Below are 16145 nucleotides of genomic sequence, written 5' to 3'. Positions count from 1 at the left end.
GCCTCCGCCTCGTCGCGGAGGCCCTCCGGTCACACCTCGATGATCTTGACGAGCGATTCGAGGCCCACGAAGTCCTTGGCGTTGCGGGTGTAGAGCGGCAGTTCATGGCACGAGGCAGTAGCCGCGATCATCAGGTCCAGCGTGCGCGTTCGTGGATCGCGATTCGCTGCGGCCATCAATCCGACCAGGCTGCCGAAGCGCGCGGACGCGCGTTGGTCGAAGGGCAACGCGTCGTAGCCCGCGATCGCGACCCCCAATCGCGCGGTGCGCACGTCACGGCTTGCGGCGTCCTTCGCCACGACGACGCCGCGGTGCAACTCCGCCAAGGTGATTGTGGTCAGTTCACGGACCGCCGGCAGAACCGCCGGGTCCAGCAGTTCGAGGTCGATGTACGTCGAAGTGTCCAGGACGCCGGAGAGGTCGTGATCAGCCACGGCTGCGCTCCCACGGGTCGTCGTCAATGCGTTCGACCCCGAAGAACTCGTCCACTTCCGCTCGCATCTGCGCGTAGTCGACGCGCGGCAGGCCCTTGAGCCGTTCGATGACCTCGGCAGTGGTCAACCTCTGCCCGGGAGGCGGCAGGCGCAGTTCGAGGACCTCCTCGCCCTCACGAGTGACCACGAACGTCTCACCCGCCTCGACGGCTTCGAACACCTCGCCGGGGTTGTCGTAGAAATCTTGTTCGCTGATGACCTTCATGACGGAGGAGGTTAGGGAGCCGGCGCACTGCGCGCCAGCCGCAATACCGCTGGTCAAAGGCCTGGTCCGGACGCCTCGATCGGGTGGTCGCCGCCCCACCGGACCCGGTACGACGGCAGGCCGGGCGCGGGTTCCGCAGCGGCGAGGGCGGCTGGTCCGGGCGGCTGAACCGATGCGGAATTAGACCAATTCACCCGTTCCCGTAAGCGCTTGCAATCCCTAGCGTTGCGGCAAAGCTTGGGTAGTGAAAGGTGCGTGGCATGGCTGAGGTCGCCTACGTCAAGGCTTCGCGGATCTTCTCCGGCAACCCGCCGGTCCGCGCGGTCGACGAGCTGTCGTTGGACGTCACCGACGGTGAGTTCCTGGTTCTGGTCGGTCCGTCCGGCTCCGGCAAGTCCACCGCGCTGCGGATGCTCGCGGGTCTGGAGGACATCGACGAGGGCGCCATCCACATCGGCGGCAAGGACGTCACCAACGTCCCGCCCAAGGGCCGTGACATCGCGATGGTGTTCCAGTCCTACGCGCTGTACCCGCACATGACGGTCGCGGAGAACATGGGCTTCGCGCTCAAGCTGCGCGGCGTCAACAAGGCCGACATCAAGCAGAAGGTCTTGGAAGCGGCCAAGATGCTCGACCTCGAGAAGTACCTCGAGCGCAAGCCGAAGGCGCTCTCCGGCGGTCAGCGCCAGCGCGTCGCGATGGGCCGCGCGATCGTCCGCGAGCCCTCCGTGTTCCTCATGGACGAGCCGCTGTCGAACCTCGACGCGAAGCTGCGCGTGGAGACCCGCGCGAACATCGCCGCCCTCCAGGCGCGGCTGGGCACCACCACGATCTACGTCACGCACGACCAGGTCGAGGCCATGACCATGGGCCACCGGGTCGCCGTGCTCAAGGACGGCCTGCTCCAGCAGTGCGACACCCCGCGCGCGCTGTACGACAAGCCGGCCAACGCGTTCGTCGCCGGCTTCATGGGCTCGCCCGCGATGAACCTCAAGACCGTGCCGCTGACGTCGGAGGGCGCGAAGCTCGACGGCATCGTGGTGCCGCTGGAGCGCAAGGCGCTGGACAAGGCGGCGGGCGAGGGCCTGTCCGAGGTGACCTTCGGCATCCGGCCCGAGTCGCTGGCCCTGGTCAGCTCGTCCGAGCAGGGCATGGACATGACCGTCGAGCTGGTCGAGGAGCTGGGCGCGGACGCGCTCATGCACGGCTCGGTCCGCATCGGCGACGTGCCCGAGCGGTTCGTGGTCCGCGTCGACGGCCGCACGCCGCCCACCCTGGGCCAGACCGTCAAGGTCGCCGTGCGCGACGCCGGCGAGGTCCACCTGTTCCACCCCGAGTCCGGCTACCGCCTGACCGACTGACGTCCGACCACCACCGGGGCCACCTCCCGTTTCCACGGAGGTGGCCCCTGTGGTGTGCAAAACACCCGGTCGGTGGGCGTTTCGGTCGCGGAGCGTTCTAAACTGAACTCGACAACGGTTTCCATTGCCTGCTGATCCGCCTGTCGAGGAGTGCTCTGATGACTGTCCGCAACGCGTTGCTCGGCGCGGTGGCCGCCGCGACCGCCGTCGCCCTCACCGCCTGCGGTGCCCAGGACACCCCCGCCGCGAACGACGACGGCAAGATCAAGGTCGTCGCCTCCACGAACGTGTGGGGCAGCGTGGTCCAGGCAGTCGGCGGCGACGCCGTGCAGGTCACCGCGATCATCGACGACCCGTCCGGCGACCCGCACTCCTACGAGAGCACCCCGTCCGACCTGGCCACGGTCCGCGACGCGAAGCTGGTCATCTTCAACGGCGGCGGCTACGACGACTTCTTCGCCACCCTGCTCGGCCCCGAGACCGAGGGCGCCAAGAAGATCGAGGCGTTCCCGGTGTCCGGCAAGGCCTCCGGGCACGACGAGCCCGAGCCCTCCGGGGAGCCGTCCGGCGAGCCCGGTCACGAGGAGCCCGGCCACGAGGAGGGCGAGGAGGGCCACGACCACGCGGTCAACGAGCACGTCTGGTACGACTTCGAGACCGTCCGCAAGGTCGCCGACCAGGCCGCCGCCGACCTCGGCGAGATCGCGCCCGACAAGAAGTCGACCTTCGAGGCCAACGCCGAGGACTTCACCACCAAGCTCACCGAGCTGGAGCAGCGCGTCGAGGGCAAGGGCGCGGGCAAGAAGGTGGTGGCGACCGAGCCGGTGGCGCACTACCTGCTCGACACCGCGGGCGTCGAGGACGTCACGCCCGAGTCGTTCGCCGACGCCGTGGAGAACGAGACCGACATCCCCGCCGCCGCGCTCGCCGACGTCACCCGCCTGATCGAGCAGAAGCAGGTCGGCGCGCTGGTCAACAACGCGCAGACGGAGAACGCGGGCACCAAGCAGGTCGTCGACCAGGCCAAGGCGGCGGGCGTGCCGGTCGCCGAGGTGACCGAGACGCTGCCCGAGGGCGTCACGGGTTACCTTGAGTGGATGACGAAGCAGGTCGACTCGCTGGTGGGAGCGCTCGGCGCATGACGGCTGCCCAGGTGACGGACAGGTCCACGCGCGCGGCCGTCGCGTTGCGCGGCGCGCGGCTGTCCTACGGCGACCGCGTGCTGTGGGACGGGCTGGACCTGGACGTCGCCCCCGGCGAGTTCGTCGCCGTGCTCGGGCCCAACGGCTCCGGCAAGACCAGCCTCATCCGGGTGCTGCTCGGCCTGCAGCCGCTGTCCGGCGGCACGGTGCGCGTCGCGGGCGGCAACCGGCGCATCGGCTACATCCCGCAGCAGCGGGCGCTCGACTCCAGCCTCGCCCTGCGCGGGCGCGACCTCGTCGGGTTCGGCCTGGACGGGCACGGCTGGGGCGTCGGCTGGCGCCACCGGCGCGAACGCCGGGCCAGGGTGGACGAGGCGCTGGCGTCGGTCGGCGCGACGCAGTACGCCGACGAGCCGGTCGGCCTGCTCTCCGGCGGCGAGCAGCAGCGGCTGCGGGTGGCGCAGGCCCTGGTCGGCGACCCCGAGGTGCTGCTGTGCGACGAGCCGCTGCTCTCGCTCGACCTGCACCACCAGCGCGTGGTCAGCGACCTGATCGACGCCCGGCGCCGGGCCGCGGACACCGCCGTGCTGTTCGTGACCCACGAGATCAACCCGATCCTGCCGCTGGTCGACCGGGTGCTGTACCTGGTCGAGGGCCGGTTCCGGATCGGCACGCCCGCCGAGGTGATGACCTCGCGGACGCTGACCGAGCTGTACCGCACGAACGTCGAGGTGGTCCGCGTGCGCGACCAGATCCACGTGGTCGGCGCGCAGCACGTGTGCGAGGACGAGCCGCACCACGTGGCGGATGAGGGCTGATGGAGAACTTCCTCGACGTCGGGCAGACGCTCGACCTGCTGCGCTACGTCCAGCCGATGCTGATCGCGGGCGCCGTGCTCGGGCTGGTGGCGGGGCTGCTCGGCCCGCTCGTGGTGACCCGCAAGATGGCGTTCGCCGTGCACGGCACGAGCGAGCTGGCGTTCACCGGCGGCGCGGCGGCCCTGCTGGTCGGTATCGGCGTCGGGTACGGCGCGTTGGCCGGCTCGGTCCTCGCCGCGCTGCTGCTGGGGCTGCTGAGCAGGCGTGATTCGGACCGCGACTCGGTGATCGGCGCGATCCTGGCGTTCGGCCTGGGGCTCGGCGTGCTGTTCCTGGCCCTCTACAAGGGGCGTGCGGCGAACAAGTTCGGCCTGTTGACCGGGCAGGTGGTGAGCGTCGGGTCGACCGACCTGTGGCTGCTGATCGGCTCGTCGGTCGCGGTGCTGGCGGTGCTGGCGTTCATCTACCGGCCGCTGCACTTCGCCAGCGTGGACGCGGCCGTGGCGACCGCGCGCGGTGTGCCGGTGCGGACGTTGTCGGTGGTGTTCGCGGTGCTGGTGGGCGTGGCGACGGCGTTGAGCGTGCAGCTGGTGGGCGCGCTGCTCGTGCTGTCGCTGATGATCACGCCCGCGGCGGCGGCGGTCCGGGTGACCGCGAGCCCGGTGCGCGCGACCGTGCTGGCCGTGGTGTTCGCCGAGGTGTCCGTGCTGGGCGGGATGGTGCTGTCGCTCGCGCCGGGCATGCCGGTGAGCGCGTTCGTCACGGCGGTGTCGTTCTTGATCTACCTCGTGTGCCGGTTGATGAGCGGTAAGCGGGAAAGAGTCCAGTAACACGTTCGGACCCGACCGGAGTGGATGTGCGGGTCGTAGGGGCACCAGAAGGCCCGGTCGCGCCTTACGCGGTGCGGGTGACCCCGGCGGCTTGCTGCTGCTGTTCCGCGGCACCGTCCACCTGTTGGTCGACCCGGGGCGCGGGCAGCAGCCGGATCTCGCCGGCGGCGACCCGCACCTGGTTGCGCCCGTTCTCCTTGGCCGCGTAGAGCGCGGCGTCCGCGCAGTGCTGCGCGTCCTGCAGGCAGTCGCCGTTGTCCGGCAGCACGGCCACGCCGATGGACGCCGAGATGGCGCGCACCTCCGGTCCCTCCGGCGTCAGCGGCAGGTTCCGGCCGCGCAGCGTCACGATGTTGCGGTGCTTGTCGGTGGTCACCACGGACATCTCGCCGATCGCCTCGCGCACCCGTTCGGCGATGGCGGTGCCCTGGGCCAGGCCGGTGTCGGCGAGCACCACGACGAACTCCTCGCCGCCGTCCCGCCCGGCCACGTCTCCCGGCCGCAGCTTCTCCCGCAGGATCCGGCCCACCTCGGCCAGCACGGCGTTGCCCGCCGGGTGGCCCCAGGTGTCGTTGATCCGCTTGAAGTGGTCCAGGTCGATGGCCAGCACGGTCACCGGCTGGTTGTCCAGCCGGCACCGGTCGGTGAGCCTGCTCCCGTACTCGGCGAGGCCGTTGGTGTTGAGCAGCCCGGTCCGGTAGTCGGTGTGCGCGTCCTCGGCCAGCCGCGCCTGCAGCTGCTCCTGCTCGCGCAGCAGCCGTTCCAGGTGCGCCCGGCGCTCGGCGGCGTGGTAGAGCAGCGAGTTCACCAGGATGACCGGGAACACCAGCAGCAGCGGACCGACCCAGTGGGTGGTCATCAGCATGCCGAGCATCGCGCCCGCGCCCAGCGTGCTCAGCTCCAGCACGTTGTCCGCGCGCGAGCCGACCAGCTCGCGGAAGCGGGTGCGCGGCGCGACGATCTTCGCCACCGCGGCGATGCTCAGGCCCTGCGACGCCCAGTTCACCACGGCCGCCACCAGCAGCACGAGCACCAGGCCCAAGTCGGGCAGCACGTGCCCGGTGGCCAGCAGCGACAGTCCCGACAGGTGCACCACCACCCAGGCCAGCATGGTGCCGCCGAGGATGCTCGCCGAGGAGAACACGAACCGGTACGGCTGCCGTCTCGCGATGGGCTGGATGAGGATCCGCATCCAGACGGTGACCAGCACGACCAGCGCGCCCGGCAGGGCGATGGCGGCGGCGAACGTCCACACGGACGTGAGGTCGATGTGCGGCCCGGAGGACTCGTCCCGGCGGGATTCCTCGGCACGCCGGACGATCAGCAGGTGAATGGTTACGGCCGACATCACCGCGATGAAGCGCATCCAGTCCGCGTCGGAGACCGTGTCCAAGGTGGAGGTCAGCAGCCACACGGCGGCCGAGGCCACCGCCACCTCGACGGCGAACATGTAGCCGAGCGCCGCCGGGCGCAACTTCCACAGGTCCCACTCGCGGACCGCGACCCGACTGACCGGACCGGACTGCTGCCGGTCAGCCGGACTGCTCTTCACCACGATCCCCTCCCTCTGCCCACACCCGCGCGACGAACGCCGGTCGCCGTCGCACTCCGGCTCGTAGGGCCCGCTCCGAGAAGGTGTTCGCCATGCGCAACCAGACCGAGTGCTCCCGCGTGCCCGCCGGCTAGCGGGCCGCAGTCGAAGGGCTCTTCATGATGGACAATCGCGTTCCGTGGTCACTCCGTTTCAGATGGCCACCGCCTCCGGTTCGTTCCGGGACCTCGCCCGCCGCCACGCGACGGCCGCCTGCGTCGCCAGCAGGATGCCTATTCCGCCGGCGCCCGCGATGGTCGCGGTCACCGAACCGATCGTGTGCGCCACGACGCCTGCCACCGCCATGCCGCCGCCCTGCGACGTGCGCAACGCCGCCCGGCTGATGCCGTACGCCCTGCCACGGTAACTGTCGGGGAGGATCCTCATCCAGGCCGAACGTGCGGGCGTGTGGTAGGCCCCGGCCATGCCCGCGATCACCAGCAACGCGATCGTCCACGTCAGATTCGGGTCGAGGGCGAACATGACCAGCGGCGCCAGGGACAGGATAGCCAGGGGACCGATGAGCCGCTCGCGCTTGGCCGGGTCGCGGACCAGCCGGAACAGCACCGCGACACCCAGGACGTTCGCGGCCGGTTCGATGGCCAGGATGAGCCCGACCGACCACACCGCGCCCAGTTCGCTGGCCAGCGGCACGGCCAAGCCCTCCGGGACCATCGCCAGGCCCGCCAGCAGCCGCACGCCCAGCAGGCTGCGGAGTCGGGGTTCGGTCATCAGCAGGGAGAACGCGCCCTTCGGGGCTTCGGGGTCGCGCTTGGTGCCGCGCGGGTCGGCCGCCGGCCGGTGCTTGACCGACAGCTGCACCAGGATCGCCACCCACACGAACGAGGCCGCGTCGATGGCCAGCGCGACGTTGGCACCCCAGCCCGTGACGAGGAAGCCCGCCGCGGCGAGGCCGGCCATCTGCGCGACGTCCACCGACGTGCCGAACAGCGCCACGCCGTCGTCGTAGCGCTTGTCCGGCAGCACGTGGGGCAGGCTCGCCTCCTGGGCGGCCAGGAACGGCGACGAGATCATCAGCACGACGACCAGCAGCACGATCATCAGCCACAGCGGCGCGCCGGGAATGGCCATCAGGCCGACCAGGACGGCTTGCAGCCACGCGCACCACACCATCACCGTGCGGCGGGGGAACCGGTCCGCGACCCAGCCCAGCAGCGGGCCGGACACCAGCGGCGGCAACAGCGTCAACGACCAGGTGAGGGCGGTCCAGGCGGGTGACTGGGTGCGCTCGAACACCAGGAGGGAGAGCGCGACCGCGGCGAGTTGGTCGCCCACGGTGGACACCGTCGAGCCGATCCACATGCCGCGGAACTCGCGGTTGCCCACGAGCGCGCGGATGGTCCCCCCGGAAGTCACAACTCCCCCAGGTTGGTCGGCCCCGATGAGTGAGTCACGTTACCCCCACCCGAAGTAACAATTCCCTCGGTTAGCACGGTAGAAGCTGCCGGATGTGCAATCTCTGTCCTACCACACTGTGTACCCGAACGGAGCAGGTCGGTTACATAAAGTAGTTACAACGGCGAAAAATCGGCCACTTATTCTTGACAGTTGACGGTAGGTGACACGGCGTGAGCAACCCTCGCCTACCCTACGTCGACCAAGGGCTCCATTGGGTCCGGGGTGGGCTGGTCCGACCGGGCCAGCGCGTTCACGCGGTCGCCCACGCCACCGGCGTCGGTCGCCCGGTCAATTGTTGAAAGTGGCGGGCTGGTGGATCTTCAGAACTGGTAGTAGAGGAACGGGCTGAACGTGCCGCCGGCGATCAGGATCGCCGCGTAGCCGACGCCCACCGTCATCAGCGAGACCCGTGCCGCGGTGGCGATCCTGTCCCGGGAAGACTCCAGGTAGGGCCCGCTCACCGGGTGGTCGGGCATTGCGACAATTGCCAGCGCGAGCAGCAGCAGCACAATGCGCTGATTGGTCGCCGCGGCGGCGACCGCGTCGGTCAAGCCGCTGAAATCCGGCAACAGCATGTGCCCGATGATGGTGAACGCCGTACCGAGATCGGCGGACCGGAAGAACACCCAGCCGATTACCACCAGCAGCATGGTCAAAGCCCGGCGGGCAATTCGGGTGCGCGTGGCGACCGGGGCGGAATCCCAGCCGAAACGGCGCTCCAGCACGAGCAGGCCGCCGTGGAACAAACCCCACACCAGGAACGTCCAGTTGGCGCCGTGCCAGAAACCGGTGAGCACGAAAACGATCGACAGGTTCCGGTAGGTCTGCAGCACGCCGCCGCGGTTGCCGCCGAGCGGGATGTAGACGTAGTCGCGGAACCAGCGCGACAGCGACATGTGCCAGCGGCGCCAGAACTCGGTGACGGTGACCGAGGAGTACGGGCGGGCGAAGTTCTCCGGCAGCCGGAAGCCGAGCATGCGGCCCAGTCCGATGGCCATGTCGGAGTAGCCGGAGAAGTCGAAGTAGAGCTGCAGCGTGTAGCCGATCGCGCCGAGCCAGGCGATCGACGTGGTCATCTCGTCGGCCGGGGTGGCGAAGCAGGCGTCGACCATCGGCGCCAGCGAGTCGGCGATGATCACCTTCTTGCACAGGCCGAGGGCGAACCGGGGGAAACCGGCCGCGATGTCGTCCCAGCGGTGCAGGCGCGGCTGGGGGAGCTGGTCGGCGATCTCGCGGAATCGGACGATCGGGCCGGCCACGAGTTGCGGGAACATCGCGATGTAGGTGACGAACGCGACCGGCTCGCGCAGCGCCGGCCGTTCGCCGCGGTACACGTCGACCACGTACGAGATGTGGTGGAACGTGTAGAACGAGATGCCGATCGGCAGGGCGAGCTGGACCACCGGCAGGTCCGCGCCGACGACGGCGGCGATGTCGTGCAGCTGCTGCGTGGCGAACCCGGCGTACTTCCAGATGACGAGGACGGCCAGGTTGAGCGCGATCGAGCCGACCAGGACCAGCCTGCGGTCGCCCGGAGCACCCGGCTCCAGGCGCCGGCCGGCGAGGTAGTTGCCCACCATGCAGACCAGCAGCAGGAGCGTCGTCCCGCCCGCCCCCGAGACGTAGAACAGCAGGCTCGCCACGGCGACCACGCCGTTGCGCCAGTTCCTGGGCGTGACGAGGACGGTCGCGAGCACGACCGGCAGGAAGAACCACAGGAACAACGGGCTGGCGAAGGACATCGCCGCAGACCTTATCCGCCGGTCAGGCGGGCGCGGACCGGATCGCCGACAAACCGTCCCACCTCACACCCGGGTTGGTCGGGAGGTGACCGCGCGAGGGATCAGCCGCGAACGTCCAGCCGGCGACGGCGGGCGATCTCGGCCAGCACCACACCAGCGGCGACGGAGGCGTTCAGGGACTCCACGCCGGCGGCCATCGGGATGGACACCGTCTGGTCGCACGTCTCCTTCACCAGCCGCGACAGCCCACGGCCCTCCGAACCGACCACGACGACCAGCGGGCCGGTGGCCAGGTCCAGGCCGTCCACGTCCACGTCGCCGTCCGCGTCCAGCCCGACGATCATCAACCCGGCCTCGGCCCACTCCTTGAGCTGACGGGTCAGGTTGGTCGCCACCGCGATCGGCATCCGGGCCGCCGTGCCGGCACTGGTCCGCCACGCCACCGCGGTGATCCCCGCCGAACGGCGCTGCGGCAGCACGATCCCGTGCGCACCGAACGCGGCCGCGGACCGCACCACGGCGCCGAGGTTGCGAGGGTCGGTCACCCCGTCCAACGCCACCAGCAACGGCGGCAGACCCGAGGCGTTCGCGATCTTGAGCAGCTCACGGGGCTCGGCGTACTCGTACGGCGGCACCTGCAGCCCGAGCCCCTGGTGCATCGCGCCACCGGTGATCCGGTCCAGCTCACCGCGCTGCACCTCCAGCACGGAGATGCCGCGCGTGGCCGCCAGCTGCACGGCCTCGGCGACCCGGTCGTCCGCGTCGATGCCCAGCGCCACGTACAACGCCGTCGCCGGGATCCCGGCCCGCAGGCACTCGACCACCGGGTTGCGCCCGGCCACGGTCTCCGGGCCGTTCTCGGCCGCCTTGCGCCGCTGCGCGCGGACCTGTTCGGCCTTCGCCGCCGCGTTCGCCCGCTTGTACGCGGGGTGGTTCGGTCGCTCGGTCGCCTTCGGCGTGGGGCCCTTGCCCTGCAGGCCCTTCGACTTCTGCCCGCCGGAACCGACGACCGCGCCCTTCTTGGAGCCGGGGTTGCGCATGGCGCCCCGGCGCTTGGAGTTACCAGCCACGAGCTCAGTCGTCCTTCAACGTCCACAACGGACCGTCGGGGGTGTCCTCGACGGCGATACCGGCCAGCAGCAGGTGATCGCGCAGCGCGTCCGCGCGCGCGAAGTCCCTGTCCTTGCGGGCCTGCGACCGCTCTTCCAGCAGCCGCTCCACCAGCACGCCCAACGCGTGCCTGCCCGCGCCACCCGCCGCGGCGTCGTGCCACAGCGGCGACAGCGGGTCCAACCCGAGCACGCCGGTCATCGCCCGCACCGACTCGGCGGCGGCACGCGCGCCCAGGTCGTCACCGGCCTCCAGGGCCGTGTTGCCCTCGCGCAGCCGCTTGTGGATCGCGGCCAGCGCGCCGGGCGTGCCCATGTCGTCGTCCATCGAGGCCACGAACGCGGGCGACAGCTCACCGTCCGCGCCGACCGCACCGGTGCGCTCGACCACGCGCCGCAGGAACGACTCGATCCGCCGGTACGCCGACACCGACTCGTCCAGCGCCTCGGGTGAGTACTCGATGTGCGACCGGTAGTGCGGGCCGACCAGGTAGTACCGCAGCTCGGGCGCGCGGACGCGCTCCAGCATCGCCGGGATGGACACCGTGTTGCCGAGCGACTTGGCCATCTTCTCGCCGCCCATGGTCACCCAGGCGTTGTGCATCCAGTACCGGGCGAACCCGTCGCCCGCCGCGCGCGACTGCGCCTGCTCGTTCTCGTGGTGCGGGAAGATCAGGTCGATGCCGCCGCCGTGGATGTCGAACGTGCCGCCCAGGTACGCGGTCGCCATCGCCGAGCACTCCAGGTGCCAGCCCGGCCTGCCCGGACCCCACGGCGTCGGCCACGACGGCTCGCCCGGCTTCGCCGCCTTCCACAGCGTGAAGTCGCGCGCGTCGCGCTTGCCCGTCGCCGCGGACTCGCCCTGGTGCACCTCGTCCAGCTTCTGCCCGGACAGGGCGCCGTACTCCGGGAACGACGTCACCGAGAAGTACACGTCGCCCTCGGAGGCGTACGCGTGACCCTTCTCGATCAGCCGTTCCATCAGCTCGACCATCTGCGTGACGTGGCCGGTCGCGCGCGGCGAGTACGACGCGGGCAGGCAGCCCAGCGCGTCGTAGGCGTCGTCGAACGCCCGCTCGTTGCGGTAGGCCCACTCCCACCACTCGGCCTCGTTCTCGGCCGCCTTGGCGAGGATCTTGTCGTCGATGTCGGTGACGTTGCGCACCAGCCGCACGGTCGAGCCGTCGCGGCCCAGCCAGCGCCGCAGCACGTCGAAGTTGAGGCCGCTGCGCACGTGCCCGATGTGCGGAACGCCCTGCACCGTGGCCCCACAGACGTAGATCGACGCCGTTCCGCTGACCTGCGGGACGAACTCCCGCATGGACCGGGTCGCGGTGTCGAATAGGTGGAGGCTCACGTGGGAATGGTACGGGCGGTGGCCGGACGGGGTTGAATCGCCCGGTCAGATGTGCTTGCGGAGCACCTGCAGCAGGGCGTCCGGCCGGTTGCCGGTCGGCAGCGGCTCGACGATCTCCACCTGGCACCCGATGGCCGCCGCGCCGCCGTCCGCCTCGGCGCTGTCACCGATCATGAGCGCCTCGCTGGGGTGCACGCCGAGCCGGTCGCAGGCGATGCGGAAGATCTTCGGGTCCGGCTTGACGAAGCCCTCCTGGTAGGAGAGCACGAACTCGTCCACCCGGTTCTCAACGCCGTGACGTGCGAAAACGGTGCGGATGTCCCACGCGATGTTGCTCACCACCGCGGTCGGCACCTCGGTGCCCAGTGCCTGCGCGGTGTCCGGGTAGGCCTGCCAGAACGGCGGGCTGCACAGGTCGGCGTAGAACTTCGCCGGGTCCTTCGCGCCCGCCTTCGCCAGCACCGCGAGGTGCATCTCGCGGTGGGCGTCGGGGTCGAGGTCACGGCGTTCCCACTCCGCCACGTCGAGGTCCAGCCCGTCCGCCAGGCCCACGGGCGCGGTGAGCGCGCGCATCAGCTCGGCGTGGGCGGCCAGCGAGTCGTGCTCCAAGCGGAACAGGGTGCCGGAGAAGTCGAAGAGCACGGCGCGGATCGTCACATAACGCACGTTACGTGGTCCGGACATCGGAGGTCTCGGGTATCCCGCAGACCGAGAGCAGCCTCACCAGACCGGAGTAGCGCGCACCGCCCGCCCTGCTGTCAGGCGGCGTTGCCGGTGACCTTCGTCGGCGTGAGCCGCAGCACCACGCGGACCTTGCCGGGCGCGTCGGCGGGGAAGTCCTCACCGGTGTACTTGTGCGACAGTGCGTTCGCCAGGGCGCGGTCGGTGTCCTCGACGATCGTCACGGTGCCGCGCACCTCCGCGTACACCTCGGGGTCGGCGGTGCTCCACACGCTCACGCTGGCCCTCGGGTCACGGCGCAGGTTGCGCTCCTTCGCCCGGTCGCGCAGCGTCGAGAACAGCAGGTCGTCGCCGTCCCGGGTCACCCACACCACCGATGTCTGCGGGCTCCCGTCCGGGTTGAGCGTGGCCAGGACCGAGTAGTTCCGCCCGTCGACCAGGGCCCGCGCCGACTCGCTGAGGGTGACCGCCATGCGGCTCAGGCTAGCGGGACGATCAACCCGGCGGCCGGCTCGACCCAGGCGCGGGATCAGCCCAGCGGGACGAGCAACGCGGTCGCCACGGCGGCGATGCCCTCGCCGCGCCCGGTCAGCCCCAGGCCGTCGGTGGTCGTGCCGCTGACCGACACCGGGCCGCCGACCGCCTCGGACAGCACCCGCTGCGCCTCGTCCCGGCGCTTGCCGATCTTCGGCGCGTTGCCGATGACCTGCACCGCGGCGTTGCCGACCTGGTAGCCGGCCTCCTCGACCAGGCGTCGCGCCTCGGCCAGGAACTCCACCCCGTGCCGCCCGGACCAGCGCGGGTCGCTCGTGCCGAACACCGCGCCCAGGTCACCCAGGCCCGCGGCGGACAGCAACGCGTCGCACAGCGCGTGCGCGGCCACGTCACCGTCCGAGTGACCGGCGCACCCGTCCGCGTCGTCCCAGCGCAGGCCCGCCAGCCAGCACTCGCGGCCGGGTTCCACCTGGTGGACGTCCGTGCCGATGCCGACCCTGGGTATCACGCCGCTCCTCCGGTGCCGACCAGCAGCGCCTCGGCCACCGCCAGGTCGAACTTCGTGGTGATCTTCATGGCGTCGGCGTGACCGGGGACGGTGACGACCGGCACACCGAGCCGTTCGACCAGGCCCGCGTCGTCCGTCGCACCGAGCCCCGCCGCCTGGGCGGCCTCGTGCGCGCGCAGCAGCACGGCCGCGTCGAAGCCCTGGGGTGTCTGCACGACCCGCAGCGCCGCGCGGTCCGGTGTGGCGACCACCACGCCGTCGACATCGACCTGCTTGACCGTGTCCACGACCGGCAGCACCGGGATGACAGCGGGGTGACCTGCGGCGACGGCGTCCACGACGGCCCGCACCACGGCCGCCGGGGTGAACGCGCGGGCCGCGTCGTGAACGAGCACGATCGAAGTGTCGGCGATCTCACGCAAGGCGTACGTTAGGGCCAGGCGCACCGAGTCCGACCTCTCGGCGCCACCGGCCACGACGTGCACCGCCCCGTCGGCTGGGGCCAACGGGGCGGTGACGGTATTCACAACGTCCACATCGGACGGCCGCGCCGCGATGACGACGTGCCGCACGCGACCGGAGTCGAACAGGCCGCGCACCGCACGCACGAGCAGCGGAACGCCGTCGACCGGCACGAGCGCTTTGGGCATGCCATAGCCCAACCGCTCACCCCGGCCCGCCGCGGGCACGAGCGCGACCACACCCATGTTCGCGGTTTCCGTTTTTTCGGGTGGAACGATCAGGACGCGGTAGCCAGGACCTCGTCGAGGAGGACCTCAGCCTTGTCCTCGTCGGTGCCCTCGGCCAGCGCCAGTTCGCTAACCAGTATCTGTCGAGCCTTCGCCAGCATCCGCTTCTCACCAGCGGACAGTCCGCGATCCTTCTCGCGCCGCCAGAGGTCGCGCACCACTTCGGCCACCTTGTTCACGTCACCGGACGCGAGCTTCTCGAGGTTGGCCTTGTACCGCCGGGACCAGTTGGTCGGCTCCTCCGTGTGGGGAGCACGCAAGACCTCGAAGACCTTGTCAAGACCCTCCTGGCCGACGACGTCACGAACGCCCACGATCTCGGCGTTGTCGGCGGGGACGCGAACCGTGAGGTCGCCCTGGGCAACCTTGAGGACGAGGTACTTCTTCTCCTCGCCCTTGATCACACGGGTCTCGATTGCTTCGATGAGAGCGGCACCGTGGTGCGGGTAGACGACGGTCTCTCCGACCTTGAAAACCATGTGTCCTCTGCCCCTTTCGCTAACCCCATCCTAACACGCCGAGCAATCCCCTCATCGGCCTGTTGAGATCAGTTAGCGCTGGTCAGGGCCGCGTGGGGGGTTGACAAATCACCCGGTCGCATGCAACGCCCGTGGTGGATCTTGCTCCACTGTGGACGTGCGCGGGAGGGTCGCGGACCGCCGCGGGACTGCTGCGGTACGGCTTCGGGACGGCTGTGGGACACCACATGCCGCAGGTCCGAGGGCACCCCGTTAGGCTCCTGGACTGGTGGTCGAACCCGTTACTACCGGGTACGACCCGCCTCGTCAGCACACCGGGAAGGATCCGAGCAGCCGTGGGTCGCGCACTCCAGAAGTCCCCAGCGCCGCGCCGCCTGGCCGTCGTGGCCGCCCTGGCGACCGGCCTCGGCTTGGCCGCCGCAGGTTGCAGCGCAGGTCAGGTCACGCAGACGGACACGCAGGTGGCCGTCGTCAACGGGGCCAGCGGGCAGGTGGGAGACATCGCCGTCCGTGACGCGCAGTTCCTGTTCCCGGTGGCGCACGGCTCCTACGAGGACGGCGACGACGCGCCCATCGTGGTCGTGATCGCCAACAACGGCACCGCCGCGGACACGCTGCTGGGTGTGACCAGCGAGTCCTCCGCGCCGGCCGAGATCACCGGCGACAAGCGGCTGGAGCCGGGGTCCGCGGTGGTCGCCAGTGCCGACCAGGACGACGCGGGCAGCCACGCCACGACGACCAAGCCGACGTCGACGTCCGGCTCGCACGCGCCATCGGACTCCCACGAGCCGACGACCACGACCACGACGACGCCGTCCGGTTCGGGCTCGACGACCACCACGACGACGGGCTCGGCCACGACGGGCAGCGGCACGTCCATCTCGAGCCCGCCGACGACCGGCACGAAGCTGCCGTCGTCCGTGGACCCCACCGAGCCCGGCAAGGTGAAGATCGTGCTGAAGGGGCTGAAGAAGCCGCTGCGGCCGGGCGAGACGATCCGGGTCAAGTTCCTGTTCGAGAAGGCGGGCGAGGTGACCTTGGAGCTGCCGATCGGCGCCTCCCCGGAACCGCGCCAGGACGCTCCCTCGGAGCACTGACCGAACCTCGAGCACGCTGCGCAGGGGTCCCCGCCCAGGGGCCCCTGCTTTCATTTTGCCCGGAAGGT

Annotated in this window: 17 protein-coding genes; 5 read left to right on the top strand and 12 right to left on the bottom strand. The window is 70.5% G+C overall.

Annotation, left to right across the window (positions count from 1 at the left end; genetic code table 11):
* Positions 1 to 29: 29 nt before the first annotated feature.
* Complete coding sequence (locus tag B0I31_RS37405; protein WP_106620108.1) at positions 30 to 434, bottom strand: PIN domain-containing protein; 405 nt, start codon at positions 432 to 434, stop codon at positions 30 to 32.
* On the bottom strand, positions 427 to 699 hold the full coding sequence (locus tag B0I31_RS37400; RefSeq protein WP_106620107.1) for a type II toxin-antitoxin system Phd/YefM family antitoxin: 273 nt from the start codon (positions 697 to 699) through the stop codon (positions 427 to 429). Before B0I31_RS37400 ends, B0I31_RS37405 begins: the two co-directional genes overlap by 8 nt.
* Positions 700 to 959: 260 nt before the next feature.
* Between B0I31_RS37400 and B0I31_RS37395 the strand changes: the two genes are divergently transcribed.
* The 4 genes from B0I31_RS37395 (at position 960) to B0I31_RS37380 (ending at position 4850) form a co-directional block, all read left to right on the top strand.
* Positions 960 to 2060 (top strand): ABC transporter ATP-binding protein, encoded by a 1101-nt coding sequence (locus B0I31_RS37395; protein ID WP_106620106.1) that lies wholly within the window; start codon positions 960 to 962, stop codon positions 2058 to 2060.
* 158 nt (positions 2061 to 2218) lie between these two features.
* The gene (locus B0I31_RS37390) at positions 2219 to 3202 is read left to right on the top strand and encodes a metal ABC transporter solute-binding protein, Zn/Mn family (protein WP_106620105.1); all 984 of its coding nucleotides are present in this window, start codon (positions 2219 to 2221) and stop codon (positions 3200 to 3202) included.
* Positions 3199 to 4020, top strand: a complete 822-nt coding sequence (locus B0I31_RS37385) for a metal ABC transporter ATP-binding protein (protein WP_106620104.1) — start codon at positions 3199 to 3201, stop codon at positions 4018 to 4020. Before B0I31_RS37390 ends, B0I31_RS37385 begins: the two co-directional genes overlap by 4 nt.
* Entirely contained in the window at positions 4020 to 4850 is an 831-nt protein-coding gene (locus B0I31_RS37380) for a metal ABC transporter permease (protein WP_106620103.1), read from the top strand. Before B0I31_RS37385 ends, B0I31_RS37380 begins: the two co-directional genes overlap by 1 nt.
* A 64-nt stretch (positions 4851 to 4914) precedes the next feature.
* Here the strand turns inward: B0I31_RS37380 and B0I31_RS37375 are convergent, their stop codons facing one another.
* The 10 genes from B0I31_RS37375 to B0I31_RS37330 form a co-directional block, all read right to left on the bottom strand.
* The gene (locus B0I31_RS37375; protein WP_245950717.1) at positions 4915 to 6405 is read right to left on the bottom strand and encodes a GGDEF domain-containing protein; all 1491 of its coding nucleotides are present in this window, start codon (positions 6403 to 6405) and stop codon (positions 4915 to 4917) included.
* Positions 6406 to 6594: 189 nt separating this feature from the next.
* Positions 6595 to 7818: an MFS transporter gene (locus B0I31_RS37370; RefSeq protein ID WP_106620102.1), complete on the bottom strand. Its 1224-nt coding sequence runs from the start codon at positions 7816 to 7818 to the stop codon at positions 6595 to 6597.
* A 362-nt stretch (positions 7819 to 8180) separates the two neighbouring features.
* Positions 8181 to 9602, bottom strand: coding sequence for an MBOAT family O-acyltransferase (locus tag B0I31_RS37365; RefSeq protein WP_106620101.1), 1422 nt, complete (start codon positions 9600 to 9602; stop codon positions 8181 to 8183).
* Between the two features lie 101 nt (positions 9603 to 9703).
* Positions 9704 to 10672, bottom strand: coding sequence for a 23S rRNA (guanosine(2251)-2'-O)-methyltransferase RlmB (rlmB, locus tag B0I31_RS37360; protein WP_106620100.1), 969 nt, complete (start codon positions 10670 to 10672; stop codon positions 9704 to 9706).
* A 4-nt stretch (positions 10673 to 10676) separates the two neighbouring features.
* Positions 10677 to 12068, bottom strand: a complete 1392-nt coding sequence (cysS, locus tag B0I31_RS37355; protein WP_106620099.1) for a cysteine--tRNA ligase — start codon at positions 12066 to 12068, stop codon at positions 10677 to 10679.
* A gap of 45 nt (positions 12069 to 12113) precedes the next feature.
* Positions 12114 to 12725 (bottom strand): HAD family hydrolase, encoded by a 612-nt coding sequence (locus B0I31_RS37350; protein WP_106620098.1) that lies wholly within the window; start codon positions 12723 to 12725, stop codon positions 12114 to 12116.
* A gap of 101 nt (positions 12726 to 12826) precedes the next feature.
* Positions 12827 to 13222 (bottom strand): PPOX class F420-dependent oxidoreductase, encoded by a 396-nt coding sequence (locus B0I31_RS37345; protein ID WP_106620097.1) that lies wholly within the window; start codon positions 13220 to 13222, stop codon positions 12827 to 12829.
* A 56-nt stretch (positions 13223 to 13278) separates the two neighbouring features.
* Complete coding sequence (gene ispF, locus B0I31_RS37340) at positions 13279 to 13752, bottom strand: 2-C-methyl-D-erythritol 2,4-cyclodiphosphate synthase (protein ID WP_245950716.1); 474 nt, start codon at positions 13750 to 13752, stop codon at positions 13279 to 13281.
* Positions 13749 to 14459 carry a 2-C-methyl-D-erythritol 4-phosphate cytidylyltransferase gene (gene ispD / locus B0I31_RS37335; RefSeq protein WP_106620096.1) on the bottom strand — a complete coding sequence of 237 codons (711 nt, stop codon included), beginning with the start codon at positions 14457 to 14459 and terminating at the stop codon, positions 13749 to 13751. The genes ispF and ispD overlap by 4 nt, the downstream gene beginning before the upstream one ends.
* A gap of 32 nt (positions 14460 to 14491) precedes the next feature.
* The gene (locus B0I31_RS37330) at positions 14492 to 14980 is read right to left on the bottom strand and encodes a CarD family transcriptional regulator (RefSeq protein ID WP_012782996.1); all 489 of its coding nucleotides are present in this window, start codon (positions 14978 to 14980) and stop codon (positions 14492 to 14494) included.
* Positions 14981 to 15315: 335 nt separating this feature from the next.
* On the opposite strand from B0I31_RS37330, the gene B0I31_RS37325 reads away from it, so the two are divergent.
* Positions 15316 to 16077 (top strand): copper chaperone PCu(A)C domain-containing protein, encoded by a 762-nt coding sequence (locus tag B0I31_RS37325; RefSeq protein ID WP_106620095.1) that lies wholly within the window; start codon positions 15316 to 15318, stop codon positions 16075 to 16077.
* The last annotated feature ends 68 nt before the right edge of the window (positions 16078 to 16145 follow it).

This window comes from Saccharothrix carnea, assembly GCF_003014735.1.
Classification (GTDB): domain Bacteria; phylum Actinomycetota; class Actinomycetes; order Mycobacteriales; family Pseudonocardiaceae; genus Actinosynnema; species Actinosynnema carneum.
Note: the sequence above shows the minus strand (reverse complement) of the source record. Positions and strands in the feature narration are given on the sequence as shown.

Excerpts from the sequence above, each read along its gene's own strand:
- B0I31_RS37400 (WP_106620107.1), bottom strand. The coding sequence starts at position 699 with ATGAAGGTCATCAGCGAACAAGATTTCTACGACAACCCCGGCGAGGTG.
- B0I31_RS37395 (WP_106620106.1), top strand. The coding sequence starts at position 960 with ATGGCTGAGGTCGCCTACGTCAAGGCTTCGCGGATCTTCTCCGGCAAC.
- B0I31_RS37390 (WP_106620105.1), top strand. The coding sequence starts at position 2,219 with ATGACTGTCCGCAACGCGTTGCTCGGCGCGGTGGCCGCCGCGACCGCC.
- B0I31_RS37385 (WP_106620104.1), top strand. The coding sequence starts at position 3,199 with ATGACGGCTGCCCAGGTGACGGACAGGTCCACGCGCGCGGCCGTCGCG.
- B0I31_RS37380 (WP_106620103.1), top strand. The coding sequence starts at position 4,020 with ATGGAGAACTTCCTCGACGTCGGGCAGACGCTCGACCTGCTGCGCTAC.
- B0I31_RS37365 (WP_106620101.1), bottom strand. The coding sequence starts at position 9,602 with ATGTCCTTCGCCAGCCCGTTGTTCCTGTGGTTCTTCCTGCCGGTCGTG.
- B0I31_RS37345 (WP_106620097.1), bottom strand. The coding sequence starts at position 13,222 with ATGGCGGTCACCCTCAGCGAGTCGGCGCGGGCCCTGGTCGACGGGCGG.
- ispD (WP_106620096.1), bottom strand. The coding sequence starts at position 14,459 with ATGGGTGTGGTCGCGCTCGTGCCCGCGGCGGGCCGGGGTGAGCGGTTG.
- B0I31_RS37330 (WP_012782996.1), bottom strand. The coding sequence starts at position 14,980 with ATGGTTTTCAAGGTCGGAGAGACCGTCGTCTACCCGCACCACGGTGCC.